The following is an 18,106-nucleotide window of genomic DNA, read 5'->3' on the forward strand; positions in this document are numbered from 1 at the left end:
CGTTGGTTGGTTGTCCCTTTTTCCCCTGTTCCCGGGCCCGCGCTCATGGCGCGGGCCTTTTTTTCATGGTTTTTCACCGGAGCGAGGGGGCTTTCGGGTGATACGCCCGCTGGTCGTCTTCCGGGAGGGTGTGCGCTGCCTCCACGGCGGGCCCGGACCTTTTGCGCGGTGGTGGACGAAGGCAACGTCGACGCAGATGTCGCAACCGGGCGGTTCTCACCGGATCAAGCGGCATAGCCACGGCCACGCCGGCGAGCGCGACGCTCTTGATGTTCGTCCCGAAGCCAGGAAACGCCACGGCCCGTCCCGTGCACAGGGGGTGTGCGTACAGCCGGCCATGGATGGCCGGCGGCCGGCCTTGGGAGCAGGACGCGGACAGGCCGGGGGAGCACACCCCCTGTGCACGGGACGGGCAGCGCGGACCAGGACGGAGCAGTTCCCGGCCCAACAACGCCCCAACTGTCACGTCAGCACCCCGGAGCCTCGAGAAGAACCAGCCACAACGCCGGGCCGGCCGTAGGTCTCTCCCCCAAGCGGGAGAAGAGCCTTTTCAATGCCCGGACCGCATGCCGCCGATCAGCCCTTGAGGTACAGCAACACCAGCCCGCCGATGATCGCCACGTTGCTGATTACCACGCCGCTGGTGCCGAAGGTCAGCCGGTACAGCAGCTGCCTCGAGCGCGCGCCTTCGGGGTTGCGGATGGCGTCGCGCCGCAGCAGCGGCTGCATGGTCCGCGCCAGCGGACCGAGCAGCTGGTAGTTCAGTACCGCGATCGCGGCCAGGGCGAGCGCATACGTCGGCACCAGGCTGTCGAAGGTGAAGGCCGACGCCAGGGTCAGGCCCACCGCCAGCAACGAGGTCCAGATGTAGGTGTTGTAGACGCGAAGGATCCCGCCGCGCTCGGCCTCGTCGTCGGCGTAGGCCACGAGCATCTTCCGGCACAGCCAGGCGGTGACCAGCCCGGCCAGCAGGCCGCCGCCAAGCGCGCCGGCCGTCCCGAGCACGCCCTTGCCGAACACGCCGCCGATGACGCTGCCGCCGACCTTGGCGAAGCCCGCCGCGGCTGCGGGCCGGCTGAAGCCGAGCATGGCCGTGACGCCCACTGCGAACGCGGTGCCCGGCGCGCTGGAACGGGCGAAGTCGCCGACGCGCGACAGCAGGTCTTCGCGCAGGCTCTTGCGGGCGCGCGAGAGGCGCTTGCGCACGGCGGCGTCGGACAGGCCCAGCAGTTCGGCCACCTGGCGCGAGTTCTGGCCTTCGCGGTAGTACAGCAGCAGCACTTCGCGACTCTCTTCGGGAAGCTCGGAGATCAGCTCGGCGGCCATGCGTTCGCGTTCGGCGTCGAGCAGCTGCTCTTCGGGCAGCGCGGACGGATCGGCGGCATGGTTGATGGCGATTTCCGCGGCCTCGCCGCCGATCACGCGCTGGCGATGGCGGCGCAGGTGGTCATAGGCCAGGTTGCGGGTGATCTGGCGCAGCCAGGGCAGGAAGCTTGCCGGGTTCTGCAGGCGTTTGAGGTTCTGCCAGGCAGAGAGGAAGGCCTCCTGGGCGATGTCCTCGCTGGCGGTCGGATCGCGGGTGATGGCCAGGGCCACCGCGGTCACCGTGTTCTGGCTGGCGACGATGATGCGGGTGTAGGCCTGCTGGCAGCCGTCGGCCGCGGCGGGGAGGTCGCGGTGGATCAGGGCATCGATGGCGCAGGTGGTCATGGGCGGCTCGCGTGGCGGCACCGGGCAGGCGCCATCCTATCCAGACGCGGCGGTGCGGGAAACGTGACCCTTGGCAGGCTCCACCCGTGCTGCCTCACTCCGCGTCTTCGCGCCGCCAGTGCTGGCCGTCGCGGCGAACCGCCAGGGTCCGGGGCTCGCCTTCGCCCACGGCCAGTCGCACGGTGCCGCTGCCGGAGCCGTCGGTGGCGTAGTCGGACACGCTCACCAGCAGGCGTGCATCACCACAGTCCGAGGCCGGGACCACGTCGAACCCTTCGCCGGCCAGCGCCTGCAGGAGCGCGGGGCCCGGGTCGGCGCCGTCGATGCCGAGGCAGCCGCGCCGCGTGCCGGCGGCCTCCAGCGCTTCGCGCAGCAGGGTGGCCGCCAGCGCCGGCGGCGTGGCGATCACGAAGGCTTCGTCGGGCAGGGTGGCGACAAGCGGCATGTCGGCAGCGGACGTCGGCGCGGGCGCCTGTCTTCCGGCCGGGGTGGACGCGCCCGTTACGGATGCCGCCGGCGCGGCGGCCAAGGCGTCATCGTCGCCACCACCACGGCTGGCGCGGTAGGCGATCATCACCAGCGCCACCATCACCGCCACCCCGAGCAGCAGTCCGTAGCGGAAGCGTCCGCCACCGCGCGCGGAGAGCGGTGAGCTGGTGCCTCCGGCCAGTGAAGGCGGCGGCGGCATGAAACTTTCGCTGCGCGGCGTGGTGTCCTGCAGCAGGCCGATTTCACGCAGCATGCGGCGCGCCTCGGGCTGCTGGTCGGAGCGGATCACCCAGACGGCCGGGCGCGGCCCGCTGTTGTTGCCGTCGCGATAGCTGAAATTGCCCCGGATGGCGCCACGGTAGGAGCGGCCGTTGCTGATCCGGACCTCGATGCCGGCCTCTTCAAGCAGCCGGGCCACCGCTTCGACGTTCTCGATGCGGGAGCTGGAAAACACCTGGCGCACGGCGTCAGCTCCGCGCCGGGACCTGCCCGGGCTGCCCTTCGACCACCCGGATCATCCCTTCCTGCGCGGTGCTCGCGACCAGGTGGCCGGCGCGGTCGTAGATCATGCCGCGGGCCAGTCCGCGCGAGCCCTGCGCGCTGGGGCTGTCGATGGAGTAGAGCAGCCAGTCGTCGGCGCGAAACGGGCGGTGGAACCAGAGCGCGTGGTCGAGCGAAGCCATCTGCACCTTCGGCTGGTAGTAGCTGATGCCGTGCGGGAACGTGGCCGTGCCGAGCAGGTGGAAATCGGAGGCGTAGGCGAGCAGCGTGCGGTGCAGCTCGGGCGCATCGCCGACCTTTTCGGCCAGGCGGAACCAGACCTGCTGGTAGGGCGGGCGCTTGGGCGGGTCGAGTTCGTCGCGCGGATAGATGTGGCGGAACTCGAACGGGCCGCTGCGGTCGAGCCAGCGCTGGATCTTGGTCGGGAGCTTCGCGAGCACCTTGTCCGGAATCGCGGGCGCGGGCTCCAGGTCTTCGGGCTGCGGTACTTCGGGCATCGACAGCTGGTGCTCGGCGCCACCCTCCGGCTCCTGGAACGATGCGGCGCAGAAGAAGATGACCTTGCCGTGCTGGATCGCGGTCACCCGGCGCACCGAGAAGCTGCCGCCGTCTCGGGTGCGGTCGACGTCGTAGACGATCGGGTGCTCGATGTCACCGGCGCGCAGGAAGTAGGCGTGCAGCGAGTGCGCCGCGCGCGGCTGCGACAGCGTGCTCTGCGCCGACGACAGCGCCTGGCCCAGCACCTGGCCACCGAAAACGTACTTGGTGCCGATGTCGCGGCTCTGGCCGCGGAACAGGTTGTCCTCCAGGCGCTCGAGGGTGAGCAGTTCAAGGAGTTCGGAAGCGGGGGCGGGGGCGCTGTTGGGCATCCGCCGATTATACGGTGGCGTGCGGTGAACCCCGGCCGGCAAGCGCGCCCGCAGCAGAGCTAGAGCGGCGGAGGCAGGGGCAGGCGCCGCAGCGACGTGGCGTCCAGCAGCCGCTGCCAGGGGAACATCGGTCCGGGATCGCGCTTGCGCCACACCTGGACCGCGGGGTCGTCGCCGGCGGCGACCGTGGCGGTATCGAGATCCTCGTGGCCGGCGATCCAGCGCAGCGCGGGCAGGTCGCGGACCAGCATCGCCAGCAGTGCCACCAGCGCCTCGATCTGGGCCTCCGGATACGCTTCCTCCATCGTCTGGCGGCGTGAATCCAGCCAGTCCGGCCAGCGCCCGGTGTTGACCAGTTCGATGCCAACCGATCGCGGGTTGAAGCCGCGGACGTGGTGCGCGACCCGCGCCGGAGCCACCCAGCGTTCCGTGGTGCCGTCGCGATCGACGTACCAGTGCCCGCTGTTGCCGGTGCCACTGGCCGGGTACAGCACGCGTTCGCCGTATTCGCGCGCGAGGGCGAGGTCCGGCAGTTCGGTGCAGTGGATGACCACCAGGTCGACCTGCGCCAGCGGGCGCGTCTCCAGCAGGGACTCGTAGGGCAGGGGGTCGATGCGCACGTCGCGGCCGGGGCGGGGGACGGCGCGATGCTAGCATTCACATTCCCCCGAACCTCTCCGGACCCCATGACCGCACGCGGCCATTGCATCCTGTCGCACGGCTTCGAAAGCGGCCCCGACGCCACCAAGGTCACCGCACTGGCCGAGGTCGCCGAACGCCTGGGCTGGAGCCACGAACGTCCGGACTACACCGGCTTCGACGCCATGCATGACGTCAGCGACCTGGGCGACGTCGCCCGGCGCCTGGCCCACCTGCAGGCGCTCGCCTCCGCCCGCGCCGCCGAAGGCCCGCTGGTGCTCGCGGGGTCGAGCCTGGGCGCCTGGATCTCCGGGCGGGTCTCGCTTGAAGTGCCCACGCGCGCGCTGTTCCTGATGGCGCCGCCGGTGAACCTGGCCAAGGCCTACCCGCTCCAGGCCGGCGCGGTGCCGACCGCGATCATCCACGGCTGGCACGACGAGCTGATACCGGCCGCCGATGTCGTCGCCTGGGCGATGCCGCGTCGCGACCGCCTGCTGCTGGTCGACGACAGCCACCGCCTGTCCGCGCATGTCGAAGCTTCGGCGGGGCTGTTCGCCGACCTGCTGGGCGCGCTGTCGCCGTGAAATTCTTCGCAAGCTGCGGCAAGGGCCTGGAATACCTGCTGGCCGACGAGCTGGTTGCGCTCGGCTGCGCGCGCGCGACCGCCACCGTCGCCGGCGTCAACGTCGAAGGCGAGCTCGCCGACGCCCAGCGCGCGGTGCTGTGGTCGCGCCTGGCCAGCCGCGTGCTGTGGCCGCTGGCCGAGTTCTACTGCGACGACGAAGACACGCTGTACCGCAACGCCGTGGCCCTGCCGTGGGCCAGCCACCTGGCGCCGGGCCGCACGCTGGCGGTCGATGCCCGGGTGTCGGGCGAAGGCATCACGCATGCGCGCTATGCAGCGCTGCGGGTCAAGGACGCCGTGGTCGACAGCCTGCGCGCCGAGACCGGGGCGCGCCCGGACGTCGACCTGGATGCGCCCGACCTGCGGCTGAACCTGGTGGTGCGCAAGGGCCGCGCGATCCTTTCCGTCGACCTCGGCGGCGGCTCCCTGCACCGTCGCGGCTGGCGTCGCGCGCAGGGCGATGCGCCGCTGAAGGAAACCCTGGCCGCCGCGGTGCTGCTGCGTGGCCAGTGGCCGCAGGTGCATGCCGAGGGCGGCGCGCTCCTGGATCCGATGTGTGGCAGCGGCACGCTGCTGGTCGAAGGCGCGGCCATGGCCGCGGACGTGGCGCCCGGCCTTCTGCGCCATGGCGAGGTGCAGCCCTCGCGCTGGAGCGGCTTCGATGCCGGCGCGTGGACCGCGCTGCGTGAAGACGCACTGGCACGTGAGCGCGCGGGACGCGATTCACTGCGGCCGGTGTTCTACGGCAGCGACGTCGATCCGGCAGCGCTGCGGGCCGCGCACGAGAACGCGACCGCCGCAGGCTTCGGTGACGTGCTGCAGCTGGAGGAACGCCAGGTTGCCGCGCTGCGGCCGATGGTCCAGGTCCGCGGCCTGGTCGCCAGCAACCCGCCCTACGACGCGCGCCTCGCCGCCGACGCCCAGCTCTACCGCGGACTTGGCGATGCCCTGCGCCGGATCGCGCCGTACTGGCGCGCCAGCCTGCTCTGCGGCAGCCCGGACCTGGCGCGGGCCACCGGCCTGCGCCCGCAGAAGGTCTACCAGGTGTTCAACGGTGCGCTGGAGTGCTCGCTGCTGGTCGTCGATCCGGTGCAGCCGCCGCTGCGCGAGGACGCCACGCCCCGCCCGCTGTCGCCCGGCGCGCAGATGCTTGCCAACCGCCTGCGCAAGAACCTGCGCGCGCTGAAGTCCTGGCGCGTGCGCGAGGGCATCGGCTGCTACCGCGCCTACGACGCCGACCTGCCCGAGTATTCGGCCGCTATCGATGTCTACACCGAAGCCGACGATCCCGATGCGACCTGGCTGCATGTGCAGGAATACGCCGCGCCGGCGGACATCCCGGACGCCGACGTGCGCCGCCGCTTCGGCGAAGTGCTGGCGGCCGCGCGCGAAGTCTTCGGCGTCTCGCGCGAGCGCGTCGCGACCAAGGTCCGCGCGCGTGGCAAGGGCGGCAGCAAGTACGCCGATGCCGCGGCCCTGCGCCGCGGTGAATACATCACGGTGCGCGAGGGCGCGGCGCTGCTGCGGGTGAACCTGTTCGACTACCTCGACACCGGCCTGTTCCTCGACCACCGCCCGCTGCGCGCGCGCCTGCAGCGCGAGGCGCGCGGCAAGCGTTTCCTCAATCTGTTCTGCTACACCGGCGCGGCCACCGTGCATGCGGCGGTGGGCGGCGCGGCCAGCACCACCAGCGTCGACCTGTCGGCGACCTACCTGCAGTGGGCGTCGGACAACCTGCGCGGCAACCGCGTCGACGGCCGTATCCTCGGTGGCAACGCGCATCGCCTGGTGCAGGCCGATGCCGTGGCCTGGCTGGAGGCCGACACCGGCGAGTACGACCTGGTCTTCTGCGACCCGCCGACGTTCTCGAACTCGGCGCGCGCCGATGATTTCGACATGCAGCGCCAGCACGTGCAGCTGCTGCAGGCCGCGGTCGCGCGGCTGTCGCCGGACGGGGTGCTGTACTTCTCCAACAACTACCGCCGCTTCCGCCTGGACGAGGAGGCGGTGGCGGCGTTCGCGGAGTGCGAGGACATCACCGCCGCGACGATCCCGCCTGACTTCGCGCGCAACCCGCGGATCCACAAGGCCTGGCGGCTGCGCCGCCGCTCCTCCGGCGCGCGCGCCCTGTAACAGCGGCTGCAGCCGCGATTCCCGGCGTGTTGCGCACCGCCGGCCTTGCTGCAGTCCGGTTCGGCGGATCAGACAGTTGCACGCGTGGCGCTATCCTCACCGCGCGGCGGCACCATGATGTGGGAGAGCCTCCAGAGGAACCCGCCATGACCACTGCCGATTTCGACTCCACCCGCGTGGTGCGCAAGCTGCGCGGCCAGCCCGCCTCCGACGGCGCCGGCGTGAAGCTGACGCGCGTGATCGGCGGCGCCGGGCTGCCCGACCTCGATCCGTTCCTGCTGCTCGATGAATTCGGCACCGACCGTGCCGAGGACTACATCGCGGGCTTCCCGGAGCATCCGCACCGCGGCTTCGAGACCGTCACCTACATGCTCGACGGCCGCATGCGCCATCGCGACAACCACGGCAACGAAGGCCTGCTGGTGCCCGGCAGCGTGCAGTGGATGACCGCGGGGCGCGGTCTGGTGCATTCGGAGATGCCCGAGCAGGAGGAAGGCCGAATGCGCGGCTTCCAGCTGTGGGTGAACCTGCCCGCGAAGGACAAGATGATCGAGCCGCGCTACCAGGAGTTCGCGCCCGACCGCATCCCGCGCGTCACGCCGGCGGAAGGCGTCGATGTCCGCGTGGTGGCCGGGGAGATCGCCGCCGCCGATGGTCGCCGCGTGCGCGGGCCGATCGAACAGCCGGCCACCGATCCGCTGTACCTGGACGTGTCGCTGGCGCCGGGCGTGGCCTGGGAGCACCGGCTGCCCGAGGGCCAGAGCGCGTTCGTCTACGTATTCGAAGGCGAGGCCGCCATCGGCTGCGGCGAGGAGGCGCGCACCCTGGCCAGCCATGAACTCGGCGTCCTTGGCGGTGGCGACGCGCTGCGCGTGGACGCGGGCGGGGCCGGGGCACGCATGCTGCTGGTGTCGGGCCGGCCGCTGCGCGAGCCGGTGGCACGCCACGGCCCCTTCGTGATGAACACCCGCGAAGAGCTGATGCAGGCCTTCGTCGATTTCCAGCAGGGCCGGTTCTGAGGGGAGCGTGGCGCCGATGGTCGGCACCACCTGAACGGCCGTGGTTGATGGCAGTCATCACGACCGTGCAGCGCACGGCCGCGGCGAGCGGGCCAGCGGCCTTGCGCTTGCGAAGGCCACTCGCCTGCTGCGGAGCGTCGGCGCCCGGCGCGGGAGGCCAGGCCCGCATGCGTCGACCGGGCGGCTGGATTCAGTTGGTCGAGAGGCGGATGACGTCGAAGCGCAGCTGCTCGGCCAGTGACATGGCCTCGGACAGCTGTGCTTCGTCGCCGCGCAAGGAGATGTGGGCGACGTTGCCGCGATCCAGTTCGACCAGTGTCTCGCGCACTTCGATGCCGGCCGGTCCCGAGAGCTCGCTGCGGTACCACCAGGTGTCCTGGCCATCGATCACGGTTTCCACCGTCCGGTTGCCGCGGCGCGGGCGGAACGGCGCGTCGCCAGTGATCATCACCGCCAGCATCTGCGCGCCGTCGCTGGCGCGGATGGCCTTGCAGAAGGTGTAGTCCTTGCCGTCAAGCTTTTCCCAGGCGAGGCCGCTGCTTGCCGGAAGCGCGGGACAGTCGCCGCCAGACTGCGCATGCACGCTGCCTGCCGCAAGCAGAAAAGCCGTGGCCAGCACGGTGCCTGTTTTCATGGTTGTTCCCCCTTGGGCGGCACGGATCGATGTGCGCCTCGCCTGATCCTGTCTTGTGCGGCGCGACAAAGTCCGTGACGTGCGTCACGTTTGTTGCATTCCGGGGCCGTTTTCATCGTGTTCGTCCAGCTCCGGTCAAACCGGCGAGGCATACGCGGACGCGCGCCGGGGTCACGCGTCCGCTGCGATCTCGCGCGACAGCGCCTGCAGCCGCTGCGGCGTGCCGACATCGGTCCAGCGGCCGCGGTGGTGTTCGCCCGAGGCCATGCCTCGGGCCATCGCCGCACGCAGCAGGGGCGCGAGCTTGAAGCGCGCCGGATGGGCGTCCGCGCCGTGTGCATCGCCGATGGCATCGCGCCAGTCTCGCAGCAGCGCCGGCCGGTACACGCCGATGCCGGAAAAAGTCAGGCGCGGCGCACCGTCCGCATGCACGCGTCCTTCCGCGTCGAGCGCGAAGTCACCGCGTGGATGGTGGCCGGGGTTGTCGACCAGCACCAGCCAGGCATCGCCTTCGGGAGCCTGGGGCAGGCGTGCGAAATCGTAGTCGCACCACACGTCTCCATTGACCGCGATGAAAGGCTCATCGCCAAGCAGCGGCAGCGCGTGCAGCATGCCGCCGCCGGTTTCCAGCGGCGTATCGCCTTCATGGGAGTAGTGCAGTCGCAGGCCCCAGCGCGAGCCGTCGCCGAGCATCAGCGGGAACTGCGGCGCCAGCCACGAGGTATTGATCGCCACGTCGCGCACGCCGGCGGCGGCCAGCTTTTCCAGGTGCCAGGCGATCAGGGGTTTGCCGCCGGCATCAAGCAGGGGCTTGGGCGTGGTGTCGGTCAGCGGGCGCATGCGTTCGCCAAGGCCGGCCGCGAAGACGAGGGCTTTCATCGCGCGCTCCTCAGCCGGCCGCCGTCGCGGCCAGCGCGGGGCGCACATGGCGGTCGAGCACGCCGGCCAGCGGCGCGAGCTCCGGGTGCCGGGGGAGCACTTCATCAAGGTAGGCGAGGAAGCGCGGCGCATCGGCGAGGTACTTCGGCTTGCCGTCGCGGTGGTGTAGGCGGGCAAAGATGCCAAGCACCTTCAGGTGGCGCTGCACGCCGACGCGCTCGGCATCGCGCAGGAAGCGCTCCGGTGACGCAGGCACCGGCACGCCTGCCGCCAGCGCGCGCGCGTGGTAGCCGGTCAGCCAGCCGTCGACCCGCGCCTGCGGCCAGCTGAGGAAAGCGTCCTTGAACAGGCTCACCGGGTCATAGGACACCGGGCCAAGCACCGCGTCCTGGAAGTCCAGCACGGCCAGTCCGCCGGCCACAGGCATCAGGTTGCGCGGCATGTAGTCGCGATGCACCAGCACGCGCGGCTGGGCCAGGGCGCTGTCGATCAATACCCGGTAGACGAGGTCGAGCGCGTCCATGTCGGCGCAGCCGAGGGTCGCGCCGAGGTGCCGGCCAAGGAACCAGTCGTCGAACAGCCTGAGCTCGCGCGCAAGCAGGGCTTCGTCGTAATGCGGCAGGTCGGGGGGCGCGGGGATCGCCTGGATGTGCAGCAGCTGGTCGATGGCGGCGTCGAAGTAGGCATCGGCGTTGCCGGTGTCGATGGCGTGGAGCAGCGTGTCCACGCCGAGGTCTTCCAGCAGCAGGAAGCCGCGCTCCACGTCGCGCGCCAGCACGCGCGGCACGCGCACGCCGCCGCGCTCGAGCAGTCCGTGCATCTTCAGCCAGGGCCGCACGTCCTCCAACGCGGGGGGCGAGTCCATCACGATCAGGCTGGCATCGGCGCTGCCGGCCGTGCGCCAGTAGCTGCGGAAGCCGGCGTCGGTCGACGCGCGTTCAAGCACAAGGCCGGGTCGTCCGGCGGCCATGCGCGCCCAGGCCAGGCGCCCGGTCGCGTGCGTTTCGTCACTGGCGGTGGTCATGCGGGATGCGGTCGGTGGCCGGCGGGGCGGCGGTGCGCACAGGGTAAACTTCGCGCTCCTCATTAGACAGCCAGGCGCCTTGCCATGATGCAGCTGCAACCCGTGCTCCTCTCCGGCGGCTCCGGCACGCGCCTGTGGCCGCTGTCGCGCGAGGCGTATCCCAAGCAGTTCCTGGCGCTGACGGGCGAGCACACCATGCTGCAGGACACCTGGCTGCGGGTAGCGCCGCTGGCGGCGCTGGCGCCGATCGTGGTTGCCAACGAGGAGCATCGCTTCCTGGCCGGCGAGCAGCTGCGACAGGTGGGCGTGGAGGGCGCGGCGATCATCCTCGAGCCGGTCGGCCGCAACACCGCCCCGGCGATCGCCGCCGCGGCCCTGCAGGCCATGGCCGGTGGCGCCGATCCGCTGCTGCTGGTGCTGCCGTCGGATCACGTGGTGCGCGACGGGGAGGCGTTCCGCGTCGCGGTGGGCGAAGCATCCGCGGCCGCCGAAGCGGGTGCGCTGGTCACCTTCGGCATCGTGCCGGAAGCGCCGGAAACCGGGTTCGGCTACATCCAGGCCGGAGCGGCCGCCGGTAGCGGCGTGCGCGACGTGCTGCGCTTCGTCGAGAAGCCCGACGTCGCCACCGCCCAGGCCTACCTGGATGCCGGCGGCTATTACTGGAACAGCGGCATGTTCCTGTTCCGGGCCTCGCGCTATCTGGAAGAGCTGGGCCGTTTCCATCCGGACATGCTCGACGCGGTGCGCCGCGCCAGCGACGGCGCCACCCGCGACGGCGACTTCGTGCGCCTGGACAGGGATGCCTTCGCCGCCTCGCCCGCGGACTCGATTGACTACGCGGTGATGGAGAAGACCGATCGCGCCATGGTGCTGCCGGTGGACATCGGCTGGAACGACGTCGGCTCGTGGTCGGCGCTGTGGCAGGTCAGCGAGCAGGACGCGGATGGCAACGCCGGCCATGGCGACGTGATCGCGATCGGCAGCCGCAACAGCTATGCCTGGTCGCGCCGCCTGGTGGCGCTGGTGGGCGTGGACGACCTGGTGGTGGTGGAGACCGACGATGCGGTGCTGGTCGCGCACAAGGACCGGGTGCAGCAGGTCAAGGACGTGGTCGCGCGGCTCAAGGCCGACGATCGCAGCCACGCCGTGCTCCATCGCGAGGTCCACCGGCCCTGGGGCAGCTACGACTCGATCGACCAGGACGCGGGTTTCCAGGTCAAGCGCATCAAGGTCAAGCCGGGCGGCCGGCTGTCGCTGCAGTCGCACAGGTGCCGGGCCGAGCACTGGATCGTGGTCCGCGGCACCGCGCGCGTGACCCGCGACAACGATGTCTTCGAGCTGCATGCCAACCAGTCGACCTACATCCCGCTGGGCGCGAAGCACCGCCTTGAGAACCCGGGCAGCGAGGTGCTGGAGCTGATCGAAGTGCAGTCGGGCGACTACCTGGGCGAAGACGACATCGTCCGCTACGAAGACGTCTACGGGCGCTCGTGAGCAAGGTGGCCGTGATCGACAGCCAGCTCGACCGGCTCGAGGCCGAGAGCCTGCACATCCTTCGCGAGGTCGCCGGGCAGTGCCGCAAGCCGGTGATGCTGTATTCCATCGGCAAGGACAGCTCGGTGCTGCTGCACCTGCTGTTGAAGGCCTTCGCCCCGGGGCGTCCGCCGATCCCCCTGCTGCACGTCGACACCACCTGGAAGTTCCGCGAGATGATCGCCTTCCGCGACCGGCGCGCCGCCGAGACCGGCGTGGACCTGCGCGTGCACGTGAACCCCGACGGCGTGCGCGACGGCATCGGTCCGCAGAGCCATGGCGCAAGCCGCCATACCGAAGTGATGAAGACCCAGGCGCTGCGCCAGGCGCTGGACGCCGGTGGCTTCGACGCCGCGATCGGCGGCGCGCGCCGCGACGAGGAAAAGTCGCGCGCCAAGGAGCGCGTGTTTTCCTTCCGCGACGCCAACCAGCGCTGGGATCCGCGCCGGCAGCGACCGGAGCTGTGGAACCTGTACAACGCGCGGGTGAATCCGGGCGAGAGCATGCGCGTGTTCCCGCTGTCGAACTGGACCGAGCTCGACGTCTGGCGCTACATCCGCCGCGAAGGCATCCCGGTGGTGCCGCTGTACTTCGCCGCGGAGCGACCGGTGGTCGAGCGCGACGGCACCCTGGTGATGGTCGATGACGCGCGTTTCCGGCTCGAGCCCGGCGAGGCGCCGGTGCTGCGCCGCGTGCGCTTCCGCACCCTTGGATGCTATCCGCTGACCGGCGCGGTCGAGTCCGATGCCACCGACCTCGACGCCATCATCGCCGAGATGGAGGCGGGCACGCAGTCGGAGCGCGCAGGTCGCCTGATCGACCACGCCGAGGGCGACTCGATGGAGAAGAAGAAGCGCGAGGGCTATTTCTGATGGCGGGCGACTTCCTGCGCCTGGTCGCCTGCGGCAGCGTCGACGACGGCAAGAGCACCCTGATCGGACGCCTGCTGGCCGAGGCCGGCCGCGTGCCCGACGATGAGCGCGCGGCCCTGGCGAAAGCCAGTGCGACGCACGGCACCCGCGGCGGTGACGTCGACTACGCGCTGCTGCTGGATGGCCTCGAGGCCGAACGCGAGCAGGGCATCACCATCGATGTCGCCTGGCGCCACCTCGACACGCCGCGCCGCCGCTTCCTGATCGCGGACTGTCCCGGACACGTGCAGTACACGCGCAACATGGCCACCGGTGCGTCGGTCGCCGACCTCGCGATCGTGCTGGTCGACGCCACCCGCGGGCTGTTGCCGCAGACCTTCCGCCACACCGCGATCGCGGCGATGTTCGGCGTCCGCCACGTGTTGCTTGCCGTGAACAAGATGGACCGCGTGGGCCACGATCGCGCCGCGTTCGAGGCGATTGCAGGCACCTACCGCGCGCACGCCGCGAAGCTTGGCATCGCGGATGCCGTCGCGATCCCGCTGGCCGCGGCGACCGGCGCCAACGTCACTACGCGTTCGGAGGCGATGCCCTGGTATGAGGGACCGACCGTGCTCGAGCACCTCGAATCGGTGCAGGTCGAGGCGCGCGACGCCGACCTTGCCGCGCGGCTGCCCGTGCAGCTGGTGCTGCGCGACGATGACGGCGGGCGCTGGCTGGCCGGCACCATGGCCTCGGGCACGCTGCGCGTGGACGATGCGCTGCGGATCGAGCCCGACGGCGTGGCCGCGACCGTTGCCGGCCTGCGCCGCGGTGGCGTCGAGGTCGGCACCGCGCATGCCGGCGACGCCGTCTCCGTGCGCCTGGCCGAGGACGTCGACGCCGCGCGTGGCGACGTGCTTGCCGCCGCCGGCGCGCCCCTGGCCGCCACCGACCAGTTTGTCGCCGACCTGCTGTGGTTCGACGACGCCGCGCTGCTGCCGGGGCGGCGCTACCAGCTGCAGGCGAGTGCCTGCGTTGTCGGCGCGCGCGTGGGTGAAATCAAGCACCTGCTCGATCCCGAAACCCTGCAGCCGCTGGCCGCAAAGCGCCTGCAGGCCAACGATATCGGCGAAGTGGTGCTGTCGCTCGACGCGCCGATCCCGTTCGCGCCGTTTGCCGACGAGCCGGCGATGGGCAGTTTCATCCTGATCGATATGCTGAGCCGCGCCACCGTCGCTGCCGGCATGGTCCGCCATGGCCTGCGCCGCGCCGACAACATCCACTGGCAGGACCTGGACGTGGACCGCAACGTCCGCGCCGCACTCAAGGGCCAAAGGCCGCGCTGTGTCTGGTTCACCGGGCTCTCGGGTGCCGGCAAGTCGACCATCGCCAACCTGGTCGAGAGCGGCCTGGTCGCGCGCGGCTGCCACACCTACCTGCTCGACGGCGACAACATCCGCCATGGCCTCAACCGCGACCTCGGCTTCACCGACGAGGACCGGGTCGAGAACCTGCGGCGCATCGCCCACGTCGCGCGCCTGATGACCGATGCCGGGCTGATCGTGCTGGTGAGCTTCATCGCGCCCTTCCGCGCCGAGCGTCGTTCCGCACGCGCGCTGTTCGCCGAGGGCGACTTCATCGAGGTGTTCGTGGATACGCCGATGGCCGAAGCCGAGCGGCGCGACGCCAAGGGCCTGTACGCCAAGGCGCGCCGCGGCGAGCTGCCCAATTTCACAGGCATCGACTCGGCCTATGAACGGCCGGAGGGCGCGGAGCTGGTGCTGGACACGATGTCGGCAGGGCCCGCAGCGCTCGCCGAACGCGTGATCGCAGCCCTCCTCGACTGAGGCCTGGCCCGGGAACGGAAAAGCCGGGCGATGCCCGGCTTTTCCGTTCGTGCGAAGCCCGCGCCGGCTCAGCGCCTGCGCTTGCCCTTGATGGCCTCGGCAATGAACAGCAGAACGATCGCGCCGACCAGCGATGCGATGAAGCCGACCGCTTCGCCCTCCGCATACCATCCCAGCAGGCGCCCGACCCAACCGGCGAAGAGCGCGCCGACGATGCCGAGCACGATCGTCATGATGATGCCGATGCCCTGCTTGCCTGGCTTGATCAGGCGCGCGAGCACGCCGACCACCAAGCCAACCAGAATGATCCAGAGCCAGCTGCTGCCGCCGAATACACCGTCCATGACGCGCCCCTCTTGCGTGGATGACCGCGGAAGCTTAACAGGGGCGGTGGCAGGTGTGTCCCGCGCCGCGTCCGCGGAGCGCGATCGCGGCCATGGCCGCTCCGACAGGAGCCGGCTGCGGCCTCGGCAGCAGTCTCGCCAGGAGCCTCAACGGCTCGGCCTCAGCGGCAGCCTCAGCAGCAGCCGTGGTCGCCGTGCCGCGTTCCGCTGTCGGCGGCCACCGCCGCGCCCGTGGTCTCGCCGCGCGCGCTTGCGGCCTGGTGGGCGGCAATCACCTGCGCCACGCAGGCGGTCACCCGCTTGCCCATGTCGATGTGCAGGAATTCGTTGGGACCGTGGGCATTTGAGTGCGGGCCAAGCACGCCGGTGATCATGAACTGCGCGCCCGGGAACTTCTCGCCGAGCATACCCATGAATGGAATCGAGCCGCCTTCGCCCATATACATGGCCGGGCGCTTGTAGAACGCGTGGCTGGCGGAGTCGATGGCACTGTCCAGCCACGGCACCATCGCCGGGGCGTTCCAGCCGCTGGATGCCTTCTCGAGCTCCAGGGCGAGCTTCGCGCCGTTCGGCGGGTCGCGCAGCAGCGACTCCTGCAGCAGCTCGCCGGCGCGCTTGCCGTCGAGCGTCGGGGGCAGCCGCAGCGAGAGCTTCACCGCGGTTTCCGGACGCAGCACGTTGCCGGCCGATTCCAGCGAGGGCATGCCGCCGATGCCGGTGATCGACAGCGCCGGGCGCCAGGTGCGATTGAGCACCAGCTCGGTGAGGTCGTCGCTCATTGGCGTCATTCCCGGCAGGAACGGGAATTTGTCGAACACGGCGGTGTCGAGCACGTCGGCGCATTTGCGCGCCTGCGCGAGCCGTTCGGCGGGGACCTCCACGTGCAGGCCATCCAGGAGGATGCGGCCGGTGGCCTCGTCCTCGATCCGCGACAGCAGCTGGCGCAGCAGGCGGAAGCTCGACGGCACCACGCCCGAGGCGTCGCCGGAGTGCACGCCTTCCTCCAGCACCTTGACGCTGAAATTGCCGCCGGCCAGGCCGCGCAGCGAGGTGGTGCACCAGAGCTGGTCGTAGTTGCCGCAGCCCGAGTCCAGGCAGACCACCAGCGAAGGCTGGCCGATGCGGTCGGCCAGGTGGTCGACATAGGCGGGCAGGTCGTAGCTGCCGGATTCTTCGCAGGCTTCGATCAGCACCACGCAGCGTGCGTGCGGGACCTTCTGCTCCTGCAGCGCCATGAGCGCGGTCAGCGAACCATAGATCGCGTAGCCGTCGTCGGCGCCGCCGCGGCCGTAGAGCTTGCCGTCGCGCAGCACCGGCTTCCAGGGGCCGAGGTCGTCGTCCCAGCCGGTCATCTCCGGCTGTTTGTCGAGGTGGCCGTAGAGCAGCACGCAGTCGTCGGCGTTGCCGCCGTTGGTCGCGGGGATGTCGATGAAGATCAGCGGCGTGCGGCCTTCAAGGCGCACCACCTCCAGCTGCATTCCGGGGATCGGCTGCGCGCGCGCCCAGCCTTCCATCAGCCTGACCGCGTCTTCCATGTAGCCGTGCTTCACCCAGTCGGCGTCGAACATCGGCGACTTGTTGGGGATGCGGATGTATTCCACCAGCTGCGGCACGATCTCGTCGTCCCACTTGCCGGATACGAACTTCTCGGCGCTGTCGGGGTTGATCAGGCTGGTGTCCATCGCGGAGGCCTTTTTTTGCGGGGAAAGCCCGATTCTACGCCCCATGGGTCAGGGTTTCCGGACGGTGCGACGCGTTGCGGGCCGGCGCTTGCGCGGGCGTCGTGGCGATGGCCCTGGCCCGTGGCAGGCGTCGAGACTGGCCACGCCGGCGCCAGGATGGCCCGGTGGAAAGGAAACCCAACCACGCAAGGAGAGCGCCATGATTCCCCTGAAGTCCGTACTCGCACCGGTGCTGTTGTCATTGCTCATGGCCGGCAGCGCCTTCGCCAGTGACAAGGTCAACATCAACACCGCCGACGCCGCGACCATCGAAAGCGTGATGGTCAATATCGGCATGTCCAAGGCCGAGGCCATCGTGGCCTACCGCAAGGCCAACGGTGCGTTCAAGAGCGCCGACGAACTGGTCAACGTCAAGGGCGTGGGTTTGAAGACGGTCGAGCGGAACCGCGACCGCATCGTCGTCGGTGGTGGCGCGGCCAAGCCCGCCGCGGCAAAGAAGCCGGCGGCCGCCAAGCCCGTTGCCGCCTCCACGCCCTGACGCGACTCCGTGCTACGGGTGCAGGGACGCACCTGGCGCGGCAACGGCGTGGCGGGACGCAGGGACGCGTCCCGCGCGCCTTCGAGAGGGCAGGCATGCGGCGCTACACTGCCGCCATGTCCAGCGACGCGGCCTTCGCACGCCATCTTCCCGCCAATGAATACCGGCGCCTGCGCTGGCGCAACGGCCTGGGCTGGACGCGCGAGATCCACGCGGCCTCCCGTGGTGCCGGCGAAGGCTGGAACTGGCGGCTGTCGATCGCCGAGATCGAAGCCGACGGGCCGTACTCCGTCTTTCCCGGCGTGCAGCGTGAGCAGGTGCTGCTGGCCGGGGAAGGCCTTGCCCTGGACTTCGGCGACGGACCGGAGCGCGTGCTGGCACCGCCGCACGGACGTCAGCGCTTCAGCGGCGAGGCCGCGGTGCAGGCCCGGCTGCGGGCGGGGCGGGTCGAGGTGTTCAACCTGATGTGGCAGGACGGGCGCGTCGCACCGCAGCTGTGGCATCGACCGCTGGTGGGTTCCATGCTGCTGTTCGTCGATCCGGGCGCCGCGTGGGTCGTGCACGTGTTGACGGGCCAGGCCAGGGTCGGGGGCGACCATGCGCTGCCACTGCTTGAAATGGGCGACAGCGCCATGCTGGAAGCCGATGCCGCGCGCAGGCGCTGCCTGGTCGAAGGCGCCGGCGAGCTGCTGCTCATACGCGTCGAGCCATCGCCGCCAAACCCCATGCAAGAGCAGCTACAGCTGCATAGCTGCGACCCGGACGCTCGCCTCACGCGGTAATCCT

Annotated in this window: 17 protein-coding genes; 8 read left to right on the forward strand and 9 right to left on the reverse strand. The window is 70.6% G+C overall.

All coding sequences use genetic code 11. The features are described from left to right. Positions 1-576: 576 nt before the first annotated feature. From WCE37_RS00510 to WCE37_RS00525, 4 genes are all read right to left on the reverse strand, one after another. A complete protein-coding gene (locus WCE37_RS00510; RefSeq protein WP_343277656.1) occupies positions 577-1,710 on the reverse strand; it encodes a sigma-70 family RNA polymerase sigma factor in 1,134 nt (377 codons plus the stop codon). Between the two features lie 94 nt (positions 1,711-1,804). Next, positions 1,805-2,662, reverse strand: coding sequence for a hypothetical protein (locus tag WCE37_RS00515; protein ID WP_343277657.1), 858 nt, complete (start codon positions 2,660-2,662; stop codon positions 1,805-1,807). A gap of 4 nt (positions 2,663-2,666) precedes the next feature. After that, positions 2,667-3,569 carry an acyl-CoA thioesterase II gene (tesB, locus tag WCE37_RS00520; RefSeq protein WP_343277659.1) on the reverse strand — a complete coding sequence of 301 codons (903 nt, stop codon included), beginning with the start codon at positions 3,567-3,569 and terminating at the stop codon, positions 2,667-2,669. 59 nt (positions 3,570-3,628) lie between these two features. Then, positions 3,629-4,189, reverse strand: coding sequence for an N-acetylmuramoyl-L-alanine amidase (locus WCE37_RS00525; RefSeq protein ID WP_343277660.1), 561 nt, complete (start codon positions 4,187-4,189; stop codon positions 3,629-3,631). 66 nt (positions 4,190-4,255) lie between these two features. Here WCE37_RS00525 and WCE37_RS00530 point away from each other — a divergent pair, with 66 nt between their 5' ends. The 3 genes from WCE37_RS00530 (at position 4,256) to WCE37_RS00540 (ending at position 7,985) form a co-directional block, all read left to right on the forward strand. Beyond that, the gene (locus tag WCE37_RS00530; protein WP_343277661.1) at positions 4,256-4,792 is read left to right on the forward strand and encodes a hypothetical protein; all 537 of its coding nucleotides are present in this window, start codon (positions 4,256-4,258) and stop codon (positions 4,790-4,792) included. Beyond that, complete coding sequence (gene rlmKL / locus WCE37_RS00535) at positions 4,789-6,966, forward strand: bifunctional 23S rRNA (guanine(2069)-N(7))-methyltransferase RlmK/23S rRNA (guanine(2445)-N(2))-methyltransferase RlmL (RefSeq protein ID WP_343277662.1); 2,178 nt, start codon at positions 4,789-4,791, stop codon at positions 6,964-6,966. Before WCE37_RS00530 ends, rlmKL begins: the two co-directional genes overlap by 4 nt. Positions 6,967-7,112: 146 nt before the next feature. Further along, complete coding sequence (locus tag WCE37_RS00540; protein WP_343253854.1) at positions 7,113-7,985, forward strand: pirin family protein; 873 nt, start codon at positions 7,113-7,115, stop codon at positions 7,983-7,985. Between the two features lie 190 nt (positions 7,986-8,175). Here the strand turns inward: WCE37_RS00540 and WCE37_RS00545 are convergent, their stop codons facing one another. The 3 genes from WCE37_RS00545 to WCE37_RS00555 form a co-directional block, all read right to left on the reverse strand. Continuing rightward, positions 8,176-8,619: a hypothetical protein gene (locus tag WCE37_RS00545; RefSeq protein WP_343253853.1), complete on the reverse strand. Its 444-nt coding sequence runs from the start codon at positions 8,617-8,619 to the stop codon at positions 8,176-8,178. A gap of 171 nt (positions 8,620-8,790) precedes the next feature. Further along, positions 8,791-9,498: an N-acetylmuramate alpha-1-phosphate uridylyltransferase MurU gene (murU, locus tag WCE37_RS00550; RefSeq protein WP_343277663.1), complete on the reverse strand. Its 708-nt coding sequence runs from the start codon at positions 9,496-9,498 to the stop codon at positions 8,791-8,793. 10 nt (positions 9,499-9,508) lie between these two features. Then, the gene (locus tag WCE37_RS00555; protein ID WP_343253851.1) at positions 9,509-10,522 is read right to left on the reverse strand and encodes a phosphotransferase; all 1,014 of its coding nucleotides are present in this window, start codon (positions 10,520-10,522) and stop codon (positions 9,509-9,511) included. An 84-nt stretch (positions 10,523-10,606) separates the two neighbouring features. Here WCE37_RS00555 and WCE37_RS00560 point away from each other — a divergent pair, with 84 nt between their 5' ends. Genes WCE37_RS00560 through cysC form a run of 3 tightly spaced genes read left to right on the forward strand, consistent with a single transcriptional unit; the run spans position 10,607 to position 14,756 of the window. Next, entirely contained in the window at positions 10,607-12,016 is a 1,410-nt protein-coding gene (locus WCE37_RS00560; protein WP_343253850.1) for a mannose-1-phosphate guanylyltransferase/mannose-6-phosphate isomerase, read from the forward strand. A gap of 5 nt (positions 12,017-12,021) precedes the next feature. Beyond that, a complete protein-coding gene (gene cysD, locus WCE37_RS00565) occupies positions 12,022-12,927 on the forward strand; it encodes a sulfate adenylyltransferase subunit CysD (protein WP_343277859.1) in 906 nt (301 codons plus the stop codon). Then, a complete protein-coding gene (gene cysC / locus WCE37_RS00570) occupies positions 12,927-14,756 on the forward strand; it encodes an adenylyl-sulfate kinase (RefSeq protein ID WP_343277664.1) in 1,830 nt (609 codons plus the stop codon). The genes cysD and cysC overlap by 1 nt, the downstream gene beginning before the upstream one ends. 68 nt (positions 14,757-14,824) lie before the next feature. Here cysC and WCE37_RS00575 read toward each other — a convergent pair whose 3' ends face one another. Further along, the gene (locus tag WCE37_RS00575; RefSeq protein ID WP_343277665.1) at positions 14,825-15,100 is read right to left on the reverse strand and encodes a GlsB/YeaQ/YmgE family stress response membrane protein; all 276 of its coding nucleotides are present in this window, start codon (positions 15,098-15,100) and stop codon (positions 14,825-14,827) included. A 173-nt stretch (positions 15,101-15,273) separates the two neighbouring features. Continuing rightward, positions 15,274-16,782 carry a M20 family metallopeptidase gene (locus WCE37_RS00580; RefSeq protein ID WP_343277666.1) on the reverse strand — a complete coding sequence of 503 codons (1,509 nt, stop codon included), beginning with the start codon at positions 16,780-16,782 and terminating at the stop codon, positions 15,274-15,276. Between the two features lie 199 nt (positions 16,783-16,981). On the opposite strand from WCE37_RS00580, the gene WCE37_RS00585 reads away from it, so the two are divergent. Further along, the gene (locus WCE37_RS00585) at positions 16,982-17,320 is read left to right on the forward strand and encodes a ComEA family DNA-binding protein (RefSeq protein WP_343253846.1); all 339 of its coding nucleotides are present in this window, start codon (positions 16,982-16,984) and stop codon (positions 17,318-17,320) included. A 95-nt stretch (positions 17,321-17,415) separates the two neighbouring features. Then, a complete protein-coding gene (locus WCE37_RS00590; RefSeq protein ID WP_343277667.1) occupies positions 17,416-18,102 on the forward strand; it encodes a HutD family protein in 687 nt (228 codons plus the stop codon). The last annotated feature ends 4 nt before the right edge of the window (positions 18,103-18,106 follow it).

Source organism: Luteimonas sp. MJ250 (assembly GCF_039548455.1).
GTDB lineage: Bacteria > Pseudomonadota > Gammaproteobacteria > Xanthomonadales > Xanthomonadaceae > Luteimonas.